23 protein-coding genes are annotated in these 20,490 nt (G+C 28.9%); 18 read left to right on the top strand and 5 right to left on the bottom strand.

The features are described from left to right. From B2P65_RS05410 to B2P65_RS05400, 3 genes are all read left to right on the top strand, one after another. A partial coding sequence (locus tag B2P65_RS05410; protein ID WP_346879733.1) for an OPT family oligopeptide transporter occupies nucleotides 1–1,507 on the top strand: 1,507 nt, incomplete at its 5' end. Between the two features lie 96 nt (nucleotides 1,508–1,603). After that, complete coding sequence (locus B2P65_RS05405; protein WP_346879732.1) at nucleotides 1,604–1,972, top strand: PqqD family protein; 369 nt, start codon at nucleotides 1,604–1,606, stop codon at nucleotides 1,970–1,972. Beyond that, nucleotides 1,972–2,325: a hypothetical protein gene (locus B2P65_RS05400; RefSeq protein ID WP_346877958.1), complete on the top strand. Its 354-nt coding sequence runs from the start codon at nucleotides 1,972–1,974 to the stop codon at nucleotides 2,323–2,325. Before B2P65_RS05405 ends, B2P65_RS05400 begins: the two co-directional genes overlap by 1 nt. Before the next feature lie 68 nt (nucleotides 2,326–2,393). On the opposite strand, the gene B2P65_RS05395 is transcribed toward B2P65_RS05400, so the two are convergent. Beyond that, complete coding sequence (locus B2P65_RS05395) at nucleotides 2,394–2,804, bottom strand: hypothetical protein (protein ID WP_346849082.1); 411 nt, start codon at nucleotides 2,802–2,804, stop codon at nucleotides 2,394–2,396. Between the two features lie 367 nt (nucleotides 2,805–3,171). Here B2P65_RS05395 and B2P65_RS05390 point away from each other — a divergent pair, with 367 nt between their 5' ends. The 3 genes from B2P65_RS05390 to proC all read left to right on the top strand — a co-directional run bounded on the left by B2P65_RS05390 (nucleotide 3,172) and on the right by proC (nucleotide 7,357). Beyond that, on the top strand, nucleotides 3,172–4,083 hold the full coding sequence (locus B2P65_RS05390; protein ID WP_349678900.1) for a trans-4-hydroxy-L-proline dehydratase activase: 912 nt from the start codon (nucleotides 3,172–3,174) through the stop codon (nucleotides 4,081–4,083). A 3-nt stretch (nucleotides 4,084–4,086) separates the two neighbouring features. Then, entirely contained in the window at nucleotides 4,087–6,459 is a 2,373-nt protein-coding gene (gene hypD, locus B2P65_RS05385; RefSeq protein WP_346879730.1) for a trans-4-hydroxy-L-proline dehydratase, read from the top strand. A 97-nt stretch (nucleotides 6,460–6,556) separates the two neighbouring features. Beyond that, nucleotides 6,557–7,357, top strand: coding sequence for a pyrroline-5-carboxylate reductase (gene proC / locus B2P65_RS05380; protein ID WP_346879729.1), 801 nt, complete (start codon nucleotides 6,557–6,559; stop codon nucleotides 7,355–7,357). A gap of 158 nt (nucleotides 7,358–7,515) precedes the next feature. Here the strand turns inward: proC and B2P65_RS05375 are convergent, their stop codons facing one another. From B2P65_RS05375 to B2P65_RS05365, 3 genes are read right to left on the bottom strand one after another with little or no spacing between them, the layout of a single operon-like run. Next, entirely contained in the window at nucleotides 7,516–8,100 is a 585-nt protein-coding gene (locus B2P65_RS05375; RefSeq protein WP_346879728.1) for a hypothetical protein, read from the bottom strand. Then, the gene (locus B2P65_RS05370; RefSeq protein ID WP_346849078.1) at nucleotides 8,100–8,792 is read right to left on the bottom strand and encodes a hypothetical protein; all 693 of its coding nucleotides are present in this window, start codon (nucleotides 8,790–8,792) and stop codon (nucleotides 8,100–8,102) included. Before B2P65_RS05370 ends, B2P65_RS05375 begins: the two co-directional genes overlap by 1 nt. A 25-nt stretch (nucleotides 8,793–8,817) precedes the next feature. After that, nucleotides 8,818–10,197 (bottom strand): hypothetical protein, encoded by a 1,380-nt coding sequence (locus B2P65_RS05365; RefSeq protein ID WP_346879727.1) that lies wholly within the window; start codon nucleotides 10,195–10,197, stop codon nucleotides 8,818–8,820. A gap of 362 nt (nucleotides 10,198–10,559) precedes the next feature. Here B2P65_RS05365 and B2P65_RS05360 point away from each other — a divergent pair, with 362 nt between their 5' ends. Beyond that, nucleotides 10,560–11,981 carry a hypothetical protein gene (locus tag B2P65_RS05360; RefSeq protein WP_346879726.1) on the top strand — a complete coding sequence of 474 codons (1,422 nt, stop codon included), beginning with the start codon at nucleotides 10,560–10,562 and terminating at the stop codon, nucleotides 11,979–11,981. A 61-nt stretch (nucleotides 11,982–12,042) separates the two neighbouring features. Here the strand turns inward: B2P65_RS05360 and B2P65_RS05355 are convergent, their stop codons facing one another. Beyond that, a complete protein-coding gene (locus B2P65_RS05355) occupies nucleotides 12,043–12,579 on the bottom strand; it encodes a nitroreductase family protein (protein ID WP_346877952.1) in 537 nt (178 codons plus the stop codon). 492 nt (nucleotides 12,580–13,071) lie between these two features. On the opposite strand from B2P65_RS05355, the gene B2P65_RS05350 reads away from it, so the two are divergent. The 11 genes from B2P65_RS05350 (at nucleotide 13,072) to B2P65_RS05300 (ending at nucleotide 20,453) form a co-directional block, all read left to right on the top strand. Next, complete coding sequence (locus B2P65_RS05350; RefSeq protein WP_346879725.1) at nucleotides 13,072–13,671, top strand: hypothetical protein; 600 nt, start codon at nucleotides 13,072–13,074, stop codon at nucleotides 13,669–13,671. A gap of 13 nt (nucleotides 13,672–13,684) precedes the next feature. Further along, entirely contained in the window at nucleotides 13,685–13,936 is a 252-nt protein-coding gene (locus tag B2P65_RS05345; RefSeq protein WP_346849073.1) for a hypothetical protein, read from the top strand. Nucleotides 13,937–14,138: 202 nt separating this feature from the next. Beyond that, entirely contained in the window at nucleotides 14,139–14,768 is a 630-nt protein-coding gene (locus B2P65_RS05340; RefSeq protein WP_346879724.1) for a site-2 protease family protein, read from the top strand. A 432-nt stretch (nucleotides 14,769–15,200) separates the two neighbouring features. Continuing rightward, on the top strand, nucleotides 15,201–16,475 hold the full coding sequence (locus B2P65_RS05335; RefSeq protein WP_346877948.1) for a MerR family transcriptional regulator: 1,275 nt from the start codon (nucleotides 15,201–15,203) through the stop codon (nucleotides 16,473–16,475). Between the two features lie 119 nt (nucleotides 16,476–16,594). Further along, nucleotides 16,595–17,059: a pyridoxamine 5'-phosphate oxidase family protein gene (locus B2P65_RS05330; RefSeq protein ID WP_346849070.1), complete on the top strand. Its 465-nt coding sequence runs from the start codon at nucleotides 16,595–16,597 to the stop codon at nucleotides 17,057–17,059. Between the two features lie 185 nt (nucleotides 17,060–17,244). Continuing rightward, the gene (locus B2P65_RS05325) at nucleotides 17,245–17,913 is read left to right on the top strand and encodes a hypothetical protein (protein WP_346879723.1); all 669 of its coding nucleotides are present in this window, start codon (nucleotides 17,245–17,247) and stop codon (nucleotides 17,911–17,913) included. A gap of 35 nt (nucleotides 17,914–17,948) precedes the next feature. Continuing rightward, entirely contained in the window at nucleotides 17,949–18,485 is a 537-nt protein-coding gene (locus B2P65_RS05320) for a flavodoxin domain-containing protein (protein ID WP_346849068.1), read from the top strand. Between the two features lie 68 nt (nucleotides 18,486–18,553). Beyond that, nucleotides 18,554–19,369: a class I SAM-dependent methyltransferase gene (locus B2P65_RS05315; protein WP_346849067.1), complete on the top strand. Its 816-nt coding sequence runs from the start codon at nucleotides 18,554–18,556 to the stop codon at nucleotides 19,367–19,369. A gap of 38 nt (nucleotides 19,370–19,407) precedes the next feature. After that, nucleotides 19,408–19,530, top strand: coding sequence for a hypothetical protein (locus tag B2P65_RS05310; RefSeq protein WP_346849066.1), 123 nt, complete (start codon nucleotides 19,408–19,410; stop codon nucleotides 19,528–19,530). A 21-nt stretch (nucleotides 19,531–19,551) separates the two neighbouring features. Further along, nucleotides 19,552–19,701 carry a hypothetical protein gene (locus B2P65_RS05305; RefSeq protein WP_346849065.1) on the top strand — a complete coding sequence of 50 codons (150 nt, stop codon included), beginning with the start codon at nucleotides 19,552–19,554 and terminating at the stop codon, nucleotides 19,699–19,701. A 248-nt stretch (nucleotides 19,702–19,949) separates the two neighbouring features. Further along, nucleotides 19,950–20,453: a YcxB family protein gene (locus B2P65_RS05300; protein WP_167402993.1), complete on the top strand. Its 504-nt coding sequence runs from the start codon at nucleotides 19,950–19,952 to the stop codon at nucleotides 20,451–20,453. The last annotated feature ends 37 nt before the right edge of the window (nucleotides 20,454–20,490 follow it).

Genomic DNA, 20,490 nt, shown 5'->3' with positions numbered 1-20,490 from the left:
ACTTCGTAAAGCTCTTATTGTTGAAGAACATGGAGTGCTTCCATATCCAGAAGGAACTGCTTGTGCAGAAGTTTTACTTGCTGGTGAACAGGGAGGAGCAAAATCTTCTACAGTGTTTGCAGGTCTTGGAATAGCTGCATTATACAAATTTATTGCTGATGGATTAAAGTTATTTCCAAGTGAAGTACATTATGAACTTACAGGCTATAAGGGATCTGGAGTAGGTATAGACGTACTTCCAGCACTAGCAGGAGTAGGTTATATATGTGGACCTAAGATATCTGCATACATGTTATCTGGTGGAATAGTTGCTTGGTTTGTATTAATGCCATTAATTAGTTTATTTGGCGGAGATGCAGTTATATACCCAGGTGCAGATCCTATAAGCGCTATGGATTCTTTTACAATTTGGAGTAAATATATCCGTTACATCGGTGCAGGTGCTGTTGCAATGGGTGGTATTTTAAGCTTAGTGAAGTCACTACCATTAATTGTGAAAACATTTAGGCAAGCGATGAAGAGCTACGGTAGAAGTAACACTATTAGTGACCTTAGAACAGAACAAGATTTACCTATGAAAGGTATTTTAGCAGCTTGCTTAATAATTATTATATTAATGTGGCTAGTACCTGTAATTCCTGTAAATCTAGTTGGTGCAATTATAATTGTAGTATTTGGATTCTTCTTTGCTACAGTATCTTCTAGAATGGTAGGATTAGTAGGAAGTAGTAATAACCCAGTATCAGGAATGGCAATTGGAACATTATTGTTTGCAACAATTATTTTAAAAGCTACAGGAACTATTGGACAAGAGGGTATGACTGCTGCAATCGCAATTGGTTCAATTATATGTATTATAGCAGCTATTGCTGGTGATACATCACAGGATTTAAAAACTGGTTATATCATTGGTGCAACACCTAAAAAACAACAAATCGGCGAGTTAATTGGAGTGCTAGTATCTGCCATAGCTATAGGTGGAGTGTTATACCTATTAAATAAGGCATGGGGTTATGGTTCTACAGAATTACCAGCGCCACAGGCAACATTAATGAAGATGGTAGTAGAAGGTGTAATGGAAGGAAATCTTCCTTGGGCACTAGTATTTGCAGGTGCAGGTATTGCAATTGTAATTGAGATACTAGGAATTCCAGTATTACCATTTGCTGTAGGACTTTATTTACCAATTCACTTAAGTACACCAATTATGGCTGGTGGATTAGTAAGATTATACTTTGATAAGAAGAAAAATGTTTCAGAAGAAGAAAGAGGTCAAGTTGTTGAGAATGGTATTTTATACACCTCAGGTTTAATTGCTGGTGAAGGATTAGTAGGTATTTTACTTGCAGTATTTGCAATTATCCCAATTGGAGCATCTACTCTTGGTGATGTAATTAATATTTCAGAAACTATAAGTTTAGGCAATATTGGAGGTTTAATCTTCTTTTTGTTCTTAATATTCACAATATTCAAATTCAGTGCATCTAAAAATAAGATTAGAAAATAGAAATTATTTCTTGCAATAGTCTATTAAAATAAAAAATAAGTTATCCGACCTAGGGAAAACCTAGGCCGGATATTATTTAATAGGAAGTGAATAGTCATGTTAAATAAAGAAAAAAGTGCACAGAAGGAAAATTATTTAGATTACATTCCAAAGAAAAATGAAGAATACACTTGGTCTTTAAATGAAAAAAAACTAGTAGTAGTAGATATACCTAATAAAGGACTTCATAATAGAATTGCTCAAAAATTCTTCCACAAACCTAAAGTTAGCCATATAGAGCTAGATGCCTATGGAACTTTCATATGGAATTATATCGATGGAATGAATACAATTTTTGGTATTTCGGAAGAGGTAAAGAAACACTTTGGTAAAGAAGCAGAGCCTTTACTAAACCGTTTAGTAAAATTTTTTCAAATTCTTCACGAGAATAAATTTATTCTTTACCTAGGGAAGGAGAATAAATAATGCCAATTAGAATTCAAACAATTATAGGTATTTTATTATTTGCAGTAGCTACTGCTATTATATATGCATGGGGACTAAAAAAATCAGGTGCACAACAGAAGGATCTTTTACAAATCTTATATAGCAAGGGTGCCCAAAAAGTAATTAAGAAGTTAAAAACACAAAAGTTCATTACAAAATCGGAAATAGAGCAAGAAGTTTTAGGTGTTACAGCTTCCCAATTCTATAGCAGAAAAAAAGCTGTAGTCACTGACAAAAAAGAATTTACAAGAACTTTAATAGAATTTATGATGAATAAAAATCTAATCATGGAAGATGTTGATAGTAATAAAAGGGTGTATAAATTAAGATAATAAAAATAAATTAAATATAACAAAAGTGTGCACAATCATATGATTTTGCACACTTTTTCTATAACTAATTATAAAGTTTTTGGTGGTTTTCTCCAAAGAGTTTCATTTACTGCTCTTACAGTTTTAGTAAACTTTTCACAAGTAACAGAAATTTCTATTTTTTCTTCTGAAGATAACCTTTCACTAGAGAATAATCTCTTTACTCCATAGCCAAAGCCTAAGGTTCCAAAGCCGAACTGCATTTCTGGAATTCTGCCTTTGCTTAGATTCATATCCATAGGTTTTTGATTTTTTAGTATATCTTGCTTAGTTTCGGCAGGATGTTTATCCCAGAAGTACTTATATTCAGGGTTTAATTTATATGCAGTTTCATGAACTTCCTTAAATAAAGTGAACTTTACATAAATATTATTCATGGCATTTTCTAATCTTTTTCTTGCTTTTGCATTTGCTTTTTCAATCTTTTTTTCCTTTGACATTAAAATTCCTCCAAAATCACTATATGTATATAATAATTACTATTCAAACAAATAATAAGGTATAAATATCATTATATATAGAATTCTATGCAAATGCAAACTTTTACACAGTCATGTGAAGAATTATGTGCTACAACGGTTGACGCAGTAATTGATTAAAGTTAGTCTATCAAATTAAAGATATAGTAAGAATAAAAAAATGTATGAAGTTTTATAGATTTACAACATATTTATGAAAATATATTATTTGACATTGGATATAATAAATTTTATAATTAAAGTGAAAATATAATTGAATAAATTCATATATATGAATTTATTTTTAAGAGTATAAATTTTATTTATCAATGTGAGTTGAGGTGATATGTTGAACTTGCCAAAGATTATTAATATTCAAAAGTATTCTATCCATGATGGGAATGGAATTCGTACCACCATTTTTTTCAAGGGATGTCCACTATCTTGTCTATGGTGTCATAATCCAGAAAGTCAAAATTATAGTGAAGAACTTATGTACAATGAAGAAAAATGTACAGGGTGTATGGCATGTATAGATAGTTGTCCTCAAAGGGCAATTTCAAAGGAAGAAAAATGCGTTGTTACAGATAAAATCAACTGTGATCTTTGTAAGGAATGTATTGACTATTGTGTAAATAATGCTCGTGAAATTGTGGGGAAAGAATATACAGTAGCACAGCTTGTTAAGGAAGCAGAAAAAGATAGAATGTTTTATGAGGAATCAAGTGGAGGAATTACATTATCTGGCGGAGAGGTTATGACTCAAAACATGGACTATATAGAAGAATTATTAAAAAAGTTGAAGAAAAAGGGATATAACATTGCCATTGATACTTGTGGTCAAGCTCCCTATGAAAATTATAATAGAATACTTAAGTATGTAGATACTTTTTTATATGATATAAAACTTATGGATAATGAAAAGCATATAAAATATATAGGAAAGTCTAATAATCTTATTCTTGAAAACTTAAAAAAGTTAAGTGAAGCTGGAGCAAATATCAATATAAGGATACCCTTGGTAGAAGGGGTTAATGCAGATGATGAATCTATAGAAGAATTAATAAAATTTTTAAAGAATAATATAAATGTACATAAGATAAATTTACTTCCTTATCATAATACAGGGAAGAGCAAATATGAAAGACTTCAAAAGGTCTATGAAGGAGTTAACTTTGAAGCGCCTAGTAAAGAAAGATTGGAGATTATAAAGGGAAAATTTGAAAAGGCTGGATTTATAAATATAAAAATAGGAGGTTAATTCATGGAAAGAGGCATGAATGAAAGAATAAAAAAATTAAGGACTCAAAGTGTAAACACTGTTCCTCATATATATATGGAGAGAGCTAAGCTAATGACTGAGGCCTATAAGAAGTATGAAGGTTCTGTATCAATTCCAGAAATGAGAGCTTTAGCATTTAAGTATTTTATGGAGAACAAAACTTTATGCATTAATGATGGGGAACTTATAGTTGGAGAAAAAGGAGATGGACAACAGGCAGCTCCAACATTTCCAGAACTATGTTGTCATACCCTTGAAGATATGCACATAATGAATGATAGAGAATTAATTTGCTTTAAAGTAAATGAAGAGGATTTAAAAACTCAGGAAGAAGAAATTATTCCTTACTGGGAAAAAAGATCTATTAGAAATAAAATTATAAATGCCATGAGTGATAAGTGGAAGTCGTGTTATGAAAGTGGAATTTTTACTGAGTTCATGGAGCAAAGAGGTCCAGGGCATACAGTAGGCTCTGAAAATATATACAAAAAAGGATTCTTAGATTATAAAAATGAAATTAAGGAAGCTATATGTAAATTGGATTTTTTAAATGACAAAGAAGCATTTTCAAAAAGAGAGCAACTAAATGCTATGAGTATTAGCTGTGATGCTATTATGATTCTAGGGGAGAGATATGCTAAATATGCTAGAGATCTAGCTAGCAAAGAAATAGATGAGAAAAGAAAAAAGGAGCTACTTCAAATTGCAGCGAACTGTGAAGTAGTACCAGCCCATGCTCCAAGGACTTACTGGCAGGCAATACAGATGTATTGGTTTGTTCATTTAGGAGTAACTACAGAATTAAATCCTTGGGATGCATATAGTCCAGGAAGACTTGATCAACACTTAAATCCTTTCTATGAAAGAGATGCAGAGGAAGGTATTTTAGATGAAGATAAGGCTAAGGAACTTTTGGAATGTCTATGGATTAAGTTTAATAATCAACCATCACCTCCAAAGGTAGGAGTAACCTTAAAGGAAAGTGGTACCTACACTGACTTTGCTAACATTAACACTGGTGGAATTACACCTGAAGGACAAGATGGAGTAAATGATATAAGCTATTTAATCCTAGATTGCATGGATGAAATGCAGCTGCTTCAGCCAAGCTCAAATGTACAAATCAGTAAAAAAACCCCTAAGAGATTCCTGAAAAGAGCTTGTGAAATCTCTAGAGAGGGATGGGGTCAACCTGCCTTTTATAATACAGAGGCCATTGTACAAGAACTTCTTAATGCAGGTAAATCCATAGAGGATGCAAGAAGAGGTGGTACTAGTGGATGTGTTGAAACTGGAGCATTTGGAAATGAAGCCTATATTTTAACAGGATACTTTAACCTACCGAAGATATTAGAATTAACATTATTTAATGGATATGATAAAGTAAGTGGTAAGCAACTAGGATTAGAATTAGGATATGCTAAGGAATTTAAAAACTATGAAGAGTTATTTAGTGCTTATAAAAGACAAATAGAGTATTTTGCAGATATAAAAATAGAAGGAAGTAATATCATTGAAAAAATATATGCAGATTATATGCCTGCACCTTTTCTTTCAATTATAACTAATGATTGCATAAGAAAAGGAAAAGACTACAATGCAGGGGGAGCTCGTTACAATACTAACTATATACAAGGGGTTGGTATAGGAACTATTACTGATTCTCTAGCTGCTATAAAATATAATGTCTATGATAAAAAGAAATTTACCATGGAAAAATTGATAGAAGCCATAGAAAATAACTTTAAAGGCAATGAGATAATTGCAAATCTAGTTAGAAATAAAACTCCAAAGTACGGTAATGACGATGATTATGCTGATGAAATCATGACATCAGTATTTGATGCGTATAATAAAATAATAACTGGTAGACCAAATGTTAAAGGCGGATGTTATAGAATCAATATGCTACCGACTACTTGCCATGTTTACTTTGGAGAAGTGATGATAGCTAGTCCAAATGGTCGTCTTGCTCATAAACCAGTATCAGAAGGGATATCACCTGAAAAGGGAGCAGATACTAATGGACCAACGGCGGTTATAAAATCAGCCTCTAAGATGGATCATCTAAGAACTGGAGGAACTCTTCTAAATCAAAAATTCACCCCAAGTGTAGTAGCAGGAGAAGAAGGACTAGACCACATGGCTAACTTAGTAAGAGCTTATTTCAATATGGATGGCCATCATATTCAATTCAATGTAATTGATAGAGAAACTTTAATAGAAGCTCAAAAATATCCTGAAGATTATAAGGATTTAATAGTAAGAGTTGCAGGTTACAGTGACCACTTCAGAAATCTAAGCAAAGAACTTCAGGACGAAATAATAAACAGAACAGAACAGCGATTTAACTGACACTCCAAATCTATGATTTGGTTAGTGGAAGTTACTCCACCGAGTGAATGCCAGGTGGAGCATATTATAAAAATATAAATATAAAGGGGTCTTTAAAATGGGAATGAAGTTAGGATTTATTGGTTGTGGAAATATGGCAAAAGCTATGATCGGAGGAATTATTTCATCTAAGATTCTTAGTGCAGAGGAAATTATAGCTTCTGATTCATATGCTGAAGGATTAGCTAACACAAATAAGGAGCTAGGTATAAATATTACTGCTGATAATAAAGAAGTAGCAATGAATAGTCATGTGATAGTTTTATCTATAAAGCCTCAATATTATGATAATGTAATTAAAGAAATTTCATCTGTGATTAAGGATGAAACTATCATAGTAACTATAGCACCAGGTCAAAGTCTTGAAAAATTACAAGGTCAATTTGGAAGAGCTGTGAAGATAGTTAGAACTATGCCAAATACGCCAGCTCTTGTAGGAGAAGGAATCACTGGAGTGTGTAAAAATGCTTTAGTCAGTGAAGAAGAATTAAATTATATATGTAATATTTTAAGTGGCTTTGGAAAAGCAGAAGTTGTAGAGGAAAGAATGATGGATGCAGTTATGGCTGTAAGTGGAAGTTCACCGGCTTATGTATTTATGTTTATTGAAGCCATGGCAGATTCAGCGGTAATGGAAGGCATGCCAAGGGATAAAGCTTACAAGTTTGCAGCTCAAGCAGTTTATGGTAGTGCTAAGATGGTAATGGAAACAGGTAAACATCCAGGAGAATTAAAGGATATGGTATGTTCTCCAGGAGGTACGACTATAGAAGCGGTGAGAGTTTTAGAAGAAAGAGGTTTACGTAGCAGTGTCATTGAAGCTATGAAGGCATGTGTAGAAAAGGCAGGAAAAATGTAGAGTTATTAAAGTTATCCCCTGTCTATTGATATCCCCGACATGTTAAATCATTATCACTCTTTAATATGTTACAGTAGACAGTTAACCTTAAATTACAACACACAAACAATGAAAAAGAACTATAGNNCTATAGTTCTTTTTCATTGTTATTAGAAGTACTATTTTCTAGGTTTTATGCTAAGGTCTATAGTATAGGATAGTTCGCCCTCATCTAGGTATAAACCATGTATCATAATAGTGTAAATAGATTCGTAGTTAGGGCTTAATTTTCGTAAATAAGCATCATGATTTTCACTTTCTTCATATATACTTTTAAATTGTAAAAAATCTTCATATCTAATAACTTCCTCTCCAAAAAAGTTATTTAATGCTTTACCACTTTCATAACAATCATTAAAAGCATTTTCAGTAAGCTCAGAAAGGTCCCATCTACTACTTGTGGTATTTTTTGGAATATGGTTATTATTAGTAGTAGAAGAAATAAAGTAAAATTCATGATAAGCGTTATCTATATGGCTAAGCCATTTTTTATCATCTTCAGACTTAGAAGTAGGCTTCCACTCGCATGTAATATAGTTACAGTCTTTATCTATATTATAATAGGGTAAATTTTTACCCATTGCATCATGTATTTTTTTTTCAGTTTCTAATGTATATGATTCCATTATGTTGCTATATTTATTATAATAAATTATTGTTCCAGATATTAGAATTATAATGAAGAGTAATAATTTTTTTCTCATTATTGTACCTCATTTTTTAAAATAAATTTTTTAAGTCTTCTATATTTTTTATATTTAGATGTTATAATAAAAGTTTTACGTTTAGATTTTTTTTCTGTTTCACCATGTTCTATTCCATCAGTCTTTAGAACAATATAACCTCTTCTATTCTCTACAACTGAAAAATTTTGCATTTCAAAGTTCATAACTAAGGTAGGTCCATTATTGCTAATTTTTGTACATGTATCTAAAGTTTTAGGATTTCTCTTAGATTTTTCATTTGTTAATTTTTTCAATAGAGTGTTACCAAATATTTTTTTTAATAATGAAGGTGACTTTGTGCTCTTGCTGTAATCTTCATATTCATATGCGAATAAGATATTTTTATCGTAATCAATAGCATAGACTAAGCTTTCAGCAGGTTCATATAAATGACCATAAAATATATCTATAGGTACATGCTTGGAAACCTTAAATCCAACTATAAGTATAATAATAGCAATCAAAATTAAAACAGTAGCACTTAAAACAGCAGTACCTATAAATATGGGTTCTAAAAAGTCATTAAGGATACCTTCTTTTATATATTCATTCTTAATAAAACTTACACATACAAGCATCGCTAGCACTTCTATAGGTATCATTAATATTAGTGCCATAACCCATTCACCTATATTATCTATGTTACTATGTATATAAAACTTTTTTACCAATAAGATCCCCTCCTATATAGTTAAATTACTCCAAAAATCCTCTAGTTTTATTAGTGGAATTTTTATAAGGTGGTATAACAACCTTATCTCTATTCAAATATTTTCGTATTATATTGCCTAATCTACTACAAGAATAAAAAAAAGCCAGTAAATTTATAATAGATAAACCGGGAATAAACCCAAATTCAATATTTGCTTTTATAACTCCTAAAATAAGACACAAAACTATAAGATAAAGTGCAAGATTAGAACTTAAAAACCTATAATGAGATAATTTATGTCCTATACCAAAATAGTAATAAGAAAAGCAAATTAACCCGAAAACAATAACTATAATACAACTTACATAGGAAAATTTTTCTATATATGATGAAGAGAATATTTTTGTTATTATAAATAATATTAATGAAGATATTGTTAATCCTATTAAATATTGCAATTCTGAACTAAAACAGCAAATTTCTAATTTGCATTTTTTAAATCTAATGATTAAGGCTTTTAAGGAAGTTAAAAGTCCAATTATAACTAATATAAATAATATATTTAAAATAAGGTCATTAAAGTAATAGTGAGTTTTAAGAATTAATCCTACAGAAGAGTAAAGTTCAAAAAATAAGATGATAGAGAGTCCAATACACCCCCAAAAGCCAATAGAAAGATAGCTGAAGTCTTCTGGAGATTCTTTTTCTTTATCAGGGAATTCACAATATTCCTCTATATCTGGTAGTGAGAACTTTTCAGTTATTTCATTAATAAAGTCACCATTATAAAAAGTATCATAGATATGAAATTCCTTATAATATCTTTGGAAATAGTTAGGATTTATGGTATCTATTATTTCGTTTGCAGAGTTAGGTGATAAATCACAACAATAATTAATACCCGTAATTGAGTAAAGTTTTGAAAACGTATTATATTTGATTTTAGTAATACTCTTTAAATCAATATATTTCACATTAATAGTAAAATCTGTTCTAGTTAAATCATTTGGACTTAATTTTATTAAAATATTACCCCTTATGAAAACCTCTGTATTTTCATCAAGATGAAAGTAAGCATATTTATCTGGATTTGCAAATGACAGACAAATAAACAGAGGAACAAGACATAACCCTGCACCTAGTCCTAATGTAGGCCAGAAAATTTCTCCTTCAAAAAAATAAGTGTAAGCAAAAGGAGATATAAAACATATAAATGCAATTATTAATAAAATATTCATTGCAGGTCTTCTAACTTTTTTATCTTTAGGATATAGATAAGTATTATGAATCTCTTCTATAGCTTTTGTTTTACGAATAGAGGATTCTAAATAATTATCAGAATTGTATCTTAGATATTCACATACATCATTAAATTTAGATAAATTTTTACATATTATAGCAGTTCTTATATCAGAATGAGACATACCTACACATTTCCCCCCAATCATAATAAAATTTTAAAAATAAAGTAAACATTCTATTTATATTGTACATCCTATTAATATATTGTCAATATTTATGCAAAAATGAAAAATAATGAAATATAAGGGAGCTAAAAAGGGTATTATTAGTTTTGAAGCATTAAAAGTTCATTGACATTATAGAATTATTTAATATCAAACAATTTATTTCTATAATTAAAGAATTGAATAATTATAATTAAGACTTTAGAAGTATTATAAATATAAAAATTTCTCATAATCATGAATTTAGCTTCACATATAAAATTCCTTTTGAATACATTAATAATGATAAACTTTTAAATGAATTAAGAAGGAGTCTTAGAATGTTAAATGATATGGATGAGAAAGTAAATTCAAATAATATTTATCCCTTTGAATTTAATAATGGACAGAATCACAAAGATGTAAAATATACAGTTACTAATGATGGATATATTATAATGTTTCTTAAAAATGAGATAATTATGGGGCTCAAAGAGACTAATAGTGTAACAACACTTAATTACGATGAAGAACAATCAAAGGAAACTAAGAATACCGAAACTATTAATTTTTTTAAGATATTACTTAAGAATTCATTGCCTGATGTTGAAATCATAGGAGAAGGTGAAGTTGAAGAAAAGAAAAATTATTTTGATTTTGATGTACCCGATGAAGAAGTTATAGATATACCTACTTATTCAAAAATAAGGTATAAAGGAATTTATCACGGTATAGATTTATGTTTCGATTTTAATAATGGGGAGCTAGACTATAAATTTATACTTCAGCAAGGAACAAATTCAGAAATTATTAATATGACTTTTGAAGGCATAGATAACATTAAATTAGATAGAGATAAAAATGCAGAAGTTAATATAAAAGAATGTAAATTATCAGTTGTAAAATCTAATGCTTATCAAAGTTATAGTGAAATAAATATAGAAGTAGCTAGTGAATTTAAGATTGAGGGAAATAGTATATATATAGATGTTGGACACTATGATAAAACTCTTCCTCTAGTTATTAAATCAGCACTGTCATACTTCACATATATGAGAGGAGAAAGTGATAGTATGGAATATATAATAGAAAATGATAGCATAGAAAACATTGAAGTAAAGGATATAACAAATTCTTCTGATATAATGTCTGATAGCCAAGGTGATTTACCAGTGGAGGAGCAAAAAGAATCCATGATTAAAGGAGAAAGCGATGACCGTGAATTGAATGTTTTGGATAGTGGTCATCATAAAAAACCAGACATTGAAGATGTTTATAATATTATTACAAATCCACGTTATGGATTAGCAGAGATAAAAAGAGAAGTTAGAGCTATAGAAAGAAATGTTAAGGAGACCATATGTAGATTAGAAGCTAGAAATAGAGAAATTCAATGTAAACTAGACTGTATAATAGCGTGTATGAATTGTAAAAGGAAATTTGCTTTAACTACTGGTAGAGTAAGAAGAGAATGTAGAATAGCTAATTTATTTATTAATATAAGAAATAATTCTAGAACCCCAGTAGAATTAGAAATACGCAGAAAAAATATATGTAATGATAGATGTAGAGTATGCATTATTAGTATAACAGTAGGGCCATGCTCATGTAGGGAAGTTATTTTCCGTAACATTCCAGATACCTATGAAGTAGAAATTAGAGGAGTTACAGAAGATGTAAGAATAAGAGTAACGGAAGTATGTTGCGGAGATAATGGTTCTAGCAGACCAATAAGATTATGTAGAATACCTGATCCAAGTTAAAACTAATTATTTTATAATTTTAATAAAAGGCTAACTCAGAATTTTGAGTTAGCCTTTATAATTATTCTATTACTTTTAAAATAGTATCAGCAAATTTACGTTTTGGCATTGCTACTTCTTCATCATAATATCCAATAGGAATAACTGAAACAATTTCTTCTGTATCAGGGATTCCAACAATTTCAGTTACCTTTGCTTCATCAAAGATACCTAGAATAACTGTACCTAGACCTAGTTCTTTAGCTTTTAATAAGAAAATCATGTTAGATAATCCGCAATCATACATTTGCCAACCATCACCCTTAGCAGAGTCAAAGCCACCATCACGAGTATAACCAGATCTAAATTTAACTACACTAGATACTATAATAACAGGAGCACTTTTACATGAAGGTTTATTAAAGTCAGGCATTGCTTCTATTATTGCTTCCTTTACTTTAGTGTCTTTAATTGCATAGTAACGAGTTACTTGAGAATTTTTCCAAGACGGAGCATAAGCAGCGGCGTTTACTATCTCCTCTATAATATCATTACTTACTTCTTTTGAATTAAAGTTACGAATACTTCTTCTTGTTTCTATACACTTTTGAAATTCCATAATCAAACACCCTTTAATCTTTCTGTTTATATTTAGTTTTATTAGATTTAGATAAAATAATCAATCTTTTTTAAATTACCAAATCTAAGAAAAACTTAATTTCATTACCTATTATAGTATAGGATAGCAAGGCCATGCAACTAAGAAATTTTTATTAGTTTTCAGGATTTATGTTATAAAGAGCTAAATAGATATCCCTAAGTGATAACTATAGATTCTACAGTTTTAGATTTAGAGGAGTACAAGCTACTTATAACATCTTGTTCAGGTAAAAACATTTTATTTTTATGTTTTTCGATATAATCAAGGAACTGTTGAAAGTCTTGATATTTTCATTAAATATATAAATGGTTAATGTTGGAATATGTCAACTTTGATATAATAATATGGTTGAAATGAATTAAATTGGATGTTAGAATAAATCTGTAATATTGGTTAATATTTAATATACTACTTATTACTTAACAGAATGGGTATTATGGGGGGATAATTTTGAAGTTTAAAGATAGCTCAGTAAGTATAAAAAAAGTTTTAATTTTAGCTATAATTAGTATTTTTATTGGTTCTGGTCTTGGAATTGTGGGAAGTATATCAAAATATGAGTTTTCTAAAATAAATGAGAAAAATGAAGTTATACTTGCTAAAATTAATGCTCAAGAGAAGGTATTAGAAGAAAGTAAAGTATATCTAAATACCTTAGCTAGCAAAGAAACTGAACTTAAAAATAAAAAAGAAGAGATTTTAAAGGTTGAAAAAGAAGCTAAAGCAGAGAAAGAAAGATTAGAGAAAGCAGAAGCTGAAAGAATTGCAAAAGCTGAAGCAGAGGCAAAAGCAAAGGCTGAACAAGAAAGAATAGATAAAGTAGAAGATGAAAAAGTAGCAGCTGCTAACACTGCAAGTCAAAATAGTGGAAACAATGGGAATTCAGTAGCAAATCAAGAACCCATAGGAGTAATGGTGTGGAGAACTGCTACAGGTAAGAAGTATCATAGAATTAATAACTGTGGTAACACAAATCCTAACAATGCCACATATATAACCAGAGAATCAGCAGAATCACAAGGGTTAACTCCATGCTCTAAGTGTTATTAGGAGGTGTAGGTTAATGGAAAACAAAGGATCATTATTTAGAAAGTTGTCCATAACATTTGTAATTATTACAGGAATTATTATAGGAGTTGCTATTGGTACAACTGGCAGAGTAACATATAATGCATCTGAATTTGATAAGCAATACGAAGAAAAGTTAAAGCTTTTAAAAGATAAATCACAGGAAGTAAATGAAATTAAGAATAAGATAACAAGTTCAGAGAAATCAATTGAAGTCTTGAAATCATTTTTAAAAGAAAAAGAATAGGTTATAAAATGGAAGAATACTCGATATTCTTCTATTTTTATTTCTGACTTTTTTAATTATATAAAGTATGCACACTACTTAAAATAATACTAATATGTGAACATAATAAGTTACTTATTGAAAATGTAACAAATAAATAATAATATACTATATAAAGAAGCATTATGTAGTAAAATAGGAATTCAAAAGGAGCAAAGTAATTATGAATATAAAAGAACTAATTTATCTTATACCGGCTATTCTTATTGCAGTATCTCTTCATGAATTTGCCCATGGTTTTGTGTCTTATAAACTAGGAGACCCAACACCAAAGGTAACGGGACGTCTTTCACTAAATCCATTAGCACATTTGGATCCAGTAGGAACACTATGCCTTTTATTCTTTCGATTCGGATGGGCAAAACCTGTACAAGTAAACCCGTATTACTATAAGGATAAAAGAAAGGGCATGGCACTGGTAGGATTAGCAGGTCCTATGATGAACTTTTTAATAGCTCTTATATGCGCTTTTGTTATAGAAATAATTCTAAAAATCACAGGAGGTTATGGTGGAGATGTGATTTTGTTCATATTCAATCTTCTTAACTATACTTATATAATCAACATAGGGCTAGGCGTGTTTAATTTGATACCATTTCCACCACTAGATGGTGCTAAAATTATTGGAGCATTATTACCAGAGGAGAAATACTTTAAGTTTATGAAGTATGAAAGGTATGGTCAATTAATTATAATTGCATTATTAATGTTTAATTTTTTAGATATTCCGTTAGACATGGCAAGAAGAGGAGTAGACAGTATTATTTGGGGCATTGTGAAGCTAGTTGTATAATTTAATTACATTATAATTGAGATTAGACAAAGAAGTTTTCTGATTTTTAAATATAAAAAAGGATTCGTTGGAAGAATGTCAAATATATAAATAGGAAAAATAATTATATTAGTTTAATTAAGAGTTAAAAAGATTGTAAGTAAGTTTTGGACTTATATTTTATTGAAGGATAAGATAAAGTTATATTGAATATATGCATAGGAAACTATCTACATAGTTTCCTATTTTAAATTTTTAAAAGTTATATAGATAAAATTTTAAAATGTTAACTATTTAAATAGTTGTTGTCACCATGGGGCTTTAGAGGCTTTTGATGGTTAAATTAGTTGATAATATATAGATAAATTTTGTATTTTTGCTAAAGTTATTGACATTCCAGTAGATGTAAGGTGTTTAATATATTTATAATTAATCACATAAAGGAGACCATAGATGAAAATAAAAGATGCGGAACTGTTAACAGGATTATCAGCTAAGACAATTCGGTTTTATGAGAGTGAAGGTTTAATTTCTGTAAGAAGAAATTCAAACACATATAGGGATTATGATGAAGATAATATTAAGGAATTGAAAAGGATAAAAATTCTTAGACAATTAGAAATCCCAATTTCTAAAATAAGAGAGTTTAAAAACGGTGACTTACAATTAGAAAATATTTTAAAAGAAAAATTAGAAGAATTAAATAAAGGTGAATTAGATATTCAAAGCAAGAAATTTACTATTGAAGTTTTATTAAAGGAAGTAAAGAAAAATCCTAATGCAGATTTAGATTATTATCATGATGACTTTGAATATATTAAAAGTGAAGAATTCACTGAATTTTTAGGTGAAGTTAAGGAGCTAAGTGAAATTTCATTAACAGCTCAACTGTTTGGTACTTTAATGCTTAGTGGGCCATTATTGTGGCTTTGGCTTAATATTACTAATAAAAATTATGATTCTATAGGGCTTAATAGCATCATGGCAATATTTAGTACAGTAATATTAACTTTAACTTGGAGAAAATATTTAAAGCAACCTAATAAAAAGACTAAAGGTACAGCCTCTGTATTTTTAATTTCAATTCTTGCAATAGTTTTAACTATTTCAATTTTTGTGGGTATAGGGACGTTACAAGAAGCTATATTTGTACCAAAGAGTTATTTAATGTTTATATTTAAACCACCATATAGTTATTTTATCTTCTTCTATGAAATAGAATTAATTGCATTTTTAATATCAAGAGTGTATAAAAAAATAAAGAATATAGAGTTAAAATGGACTGTAGACTTTTGCAATTTTGTAAAGAAGAATATATTTGTAACTATTATTATAAATATTATTCTACTATATGTGTGCATTACTGGCATTACTGTGGTAACAGAAAATAAGATTACTGACTATAGTTTTTATAATCCAATGGGGACAACCTATTCCTATGAAGATATTTCTAAGGTTGAAGCTGGATTTAATGGAAAGAAGTTTGGCATTTTTCCAAAAGGAGCAGGTGAATTTTATTATACTGTATTCTTTAATGATGGTAATAAAGTAAATTTTTATCAAGCTAATAGTGAATTTGAAGACACTTATTTAGAACTTGAAATATTTGATAAGCTTCTTATGGACACAGGTAAGGCTGAAAAGACATCATCTAAAGAAAATTATGAACTATGTGACTTTGATCAAAGGTATGTAGATAGATTTTTGAGGATAATTGATAATAAGTAATTTGAAAATGTCGGAAATAATTAAGGTTTAATTATTTCCGGGGAAAGTTATTTTAGTAGTTTTGTGTAGGTATTTTTAGTCTGTTAATATTATGAAGAAAATTTAAAGGAGTTGTGTATATGTTTAGAGAAATGAGAAAAAAGGATAGAGAAGTTTTTGGTGAAGACATAGAAAAAATTTTAATTAATGGAGAATATGGAATTCTAGCAACTGTTAGTGAAAATGGCTATCCTTATACTGTGCCATTAAGTTATGTTTATCAAGATAACACTATTTATTTTCATTGTGCTAAAGAAGGGCATAAGCTTGATAATATTGAAAAAAATCACAAAGTATCCTTTTGTATTGTTACGGATACTGAAATGTTACCAGGTAAGTTTAGTACAAAATATAAAAGCATTATAGCTTTCGGAGAAGCGAAGGAACTAACTGGAGAGTTAAAGAGAGATATTTTATTTAAATTTATTGAAAAATATTCTCAAAGCTTCATAGAAGAAGGTAAAAGATATATTGAAAGAGCACAAGATAGTGCAAAAATAGTAGAAATTAAAATAGAACATATTACTGGGAAATCAAGAGGATAATAAGAATAATGAAATTAAGATTAAGAGTGTAGTCTTAATTATTAAAATGCTATGTTGAGAACAACATAGCATTTCTATTTAGCTAATATTTATTATTAAAGAAATTGAGCTGAATATACATTATATTGAAGTTAATGTTATAATTGGAATATATATTACTAATTATAGCAAATGGAGGAATAAGGTTGAAGTGTAGTGAATTAACTGAGTATATAGTAGAAAAATTAATCACTCAGAAATTAATGATAAAAGATAGATGCTTAATAGTTGGAATTGATCGACAAGGATGTTCAGGAAAATCCACTTTATCTCAAAATATTAAAGATTCTTTAATAAAGTCAGGAGTAAAAGCTGAAGTGGTTTCAATTGATGATTTCTGTAATAAAAGAGCTATACGCTATTCTGGTGAATTACCATGTTGGGAACAACACTATTATAACAACTTTGACTATATAAAATTTGAAAGAGATATTTTAAAAAAAGCCAGAATAACAGGGAAAATAGAATTTAGTGATTTTGTTTTAGATACACTAGAGGATGAATATACAAAAAAATTAGATGTTTCCTTAGATAGTGAAGGGATACTCATAATTGAGGGTATATTTATATTTAAAAATGAATTTAAGAAATATTATGATTATAGTATTATGATTATAGTTGAAATAGATGAACAATTAAGACGTGCTTCTGAAAGAGATATATTTAAGAATGTTAACTTGAAAATGTTATTAAACAAATATAATGATAGGTATGTTCCAGCATATAAATTATATGAAAAGATTTATAACCCTTATTCCTTTGTAGATTTAATTATAGATAATACTAATGTGGATATGCCTAATATAATTAAATAAAGTAAATTATCATATAAAATCATAGGAGGAAATACATGAATAAAACAGTTGTTATATACAAATCAAAATATGGTTCAACAAAAAAATATGCAGAATGGATTGCTACTGAACTTGATGCGGATATTTTTGAGGCATCTAAAATTGATGTAGCGGATATGCAAAATTATTCTACTATTATTTATGGAGGCGGTCTTTATGCAAGTGGAATACTGGGTGTTTCATTAATTACTAAAGCCTTTGATAAGCTAAAAGATAAAAATTTAGTTGTATTTACTGTAGGACTTGCTGATCCAAGTAACACTAATCAATATATCCCTGTTATTAACAAGAATCTTACAAAGGAAATGCAGGATAGGATTAAATTATATCATTTTAGAGGTGCTATTGATTATAAAAATCTTGGTTTTATCCACAAATCTATGATGGCTTTATTAAAAAAGAAAGTAAGTAAAATGCCTGAGGATAAAATGGATGATGAAGCAAAAATGATGCTTGAAACCTATGGTAAAGTAGTAGATTTTACAGATAAATCATCAATCAAGCTATTAATTGAATTTTGTAATGGATTATAGAGTATTACAAAATAATATGGTGATATGTTTATAAAGGAGCAATAGAGGAATATAACTGGAGGAGTAAAATGAAGTTAGTAACAATATGGGACAAGGTTGCCGTTGATTTTGGAAAAGTTGGACCTAAGTATTGGAATAGTTTTGGAGATAGATTAGTTGAACTTTCAAGTATTAACAAAGGAGCTAAAGTGTTAGATATTGGAATGGGTAGAGGTGCTTCATTATTTGCTGCAATAGATAAAATAGGTACAGATGGATATGCTGTAGGTATAGATAATTCAGAAGTTATGGTAAGTGAAACTCATAAAGATATTTTAAATAAGAAAATATGTAATGCGGAAGTTAAAAATATGAATGCTCAGAATTTAAACTTTAAAAAAGATTCATTTGATAATGTTATTTGTGGATTTGGAATAGGATATCTTTTACTTAGTGAAAATAGATTAAATGGAATACTAGGGGTACTAAAAAATGGAGGACGAGTGGGATTTAGTATATGGGGTAAACAGGAAGATCAAAAGTGGTTAACTGAAATAGTTAATAAATATTTACCTACGAACATACAGAAAGAAAATAAAGATAGAAAGCCAGATATTCCAAAGTTTGATACAGTAGTGGATGTGAAAAAAATATTAGATGAGTCAGGTTTTAAAAATGTTAAAGTTCATGAAGAAAGTACAGATGTTGTGTATAAGGATAAAGAGGAATGGTGGCAAGAAATGTGCACCAATGCAGTTAGAGGAATATTTGAAAAAATAGAAGATTTGGGTTGTTATGTATTTGAAGAGTTTAAAAAAGACATATTTCAAGGACTAGAAAGTTTCGGCAAAGGTGACGGGCTTCATTTTAATATGTCAGTGATATATGCATTTGGAGAAAAATAAATATATTAGCTTAATAATATAGACAAGGAGTGGTAAATATGGCTAAGAGAATATATTTTGAAAAAATTCTTTCTCAGGATGATTTTACCGAGGCTGAGGTTGAGTATTTACTGCTCCTTGAGTATTGGGGAATGGGATATGGAAGTGAGATTCTAAGGTAATTATTAAATAAAGCTGAAGAAATGAAGAGTGTACAACAAGTTATAGGAATGATAGATCCTAATAACATAGCATCTAGAAAAATATTATTAAAGAATGGTTTTGTATCATGTAAGGTATATGAAATAGATGATGGTTCTTTAACGGAAGTGTTAAGTAAAAATTTAAGATAAGTTATATACAAAGAAAGCAAAAGAAATTGGTAGAGAAAGAATTAAGTTTATGGAAAAATATTTTAATAGGTTACAGATGGAGATAGAAGGCATTAAGTAAATTAATGCTTTCTATTTTGTTTTAAGAATTAATTAACTAATATACAAGGATATATATTATATTGAAATTAATGTTATAATTAAAATATAAATAAAATGATTGAGAAACTTAGGATAAAATAAAGAATTGAATGTTAGGAGTTGAATTGATGCCAATATTTGAAAATAAAACAATAATTACAAAAGAAGTAATAAATGAGCTTTCAGAAGAAAATTATAAGGAATGTAATAAGAAATATCGCAGTTTTGTTTTATTAATGTTTCTTATATCTGCATTTTTTACTGTTATAAACTTCATAACAAATGGAGTATACTTGGTTTCTGTGTGCATGTTTTTATCTACAGTATTTTTCCTTTTTATGTTTTTTAAAGGGTATACTTTAAAATTAAAAGAGAGTTATAAAAACTTTAAAGGGGTATATGGTGAATCAGTGGAAATAACGTTAAATTTTTACGATGAAAAAATAGATATTATTACATTTAGGTCTAATTTAACATTAGAGTATAGTCAAATTACTAAAGTATTAGAAACAGAAAATCTATTTTCATTGATGATAGAAAAACAAAATATAATTCTTAGTAAAAACGGTTTTATAAATGGAGATATTGATAAATTTAAATTGTTTATAAAGGAAAAAGGACTTATTGAATAAAATACTAATGTCGAAGGAGCATAAATTTCATTCTTTT

Source organism: Clostridium sp. UBA3061, from assembly GCF_002367465.1.
Classification (GTDB): domain Bacteria; phylum Bacillota; class Clostridia; order Clostridiales; family Clostridiaceae; genus Clostridium_J; species Clostridium_J sulfidigenes.
The sequence above is the reverse complement of the archived record's forward strand: the minus strand, read 5'-3'. Positions and strand labels throughout refer to the sequence as shown.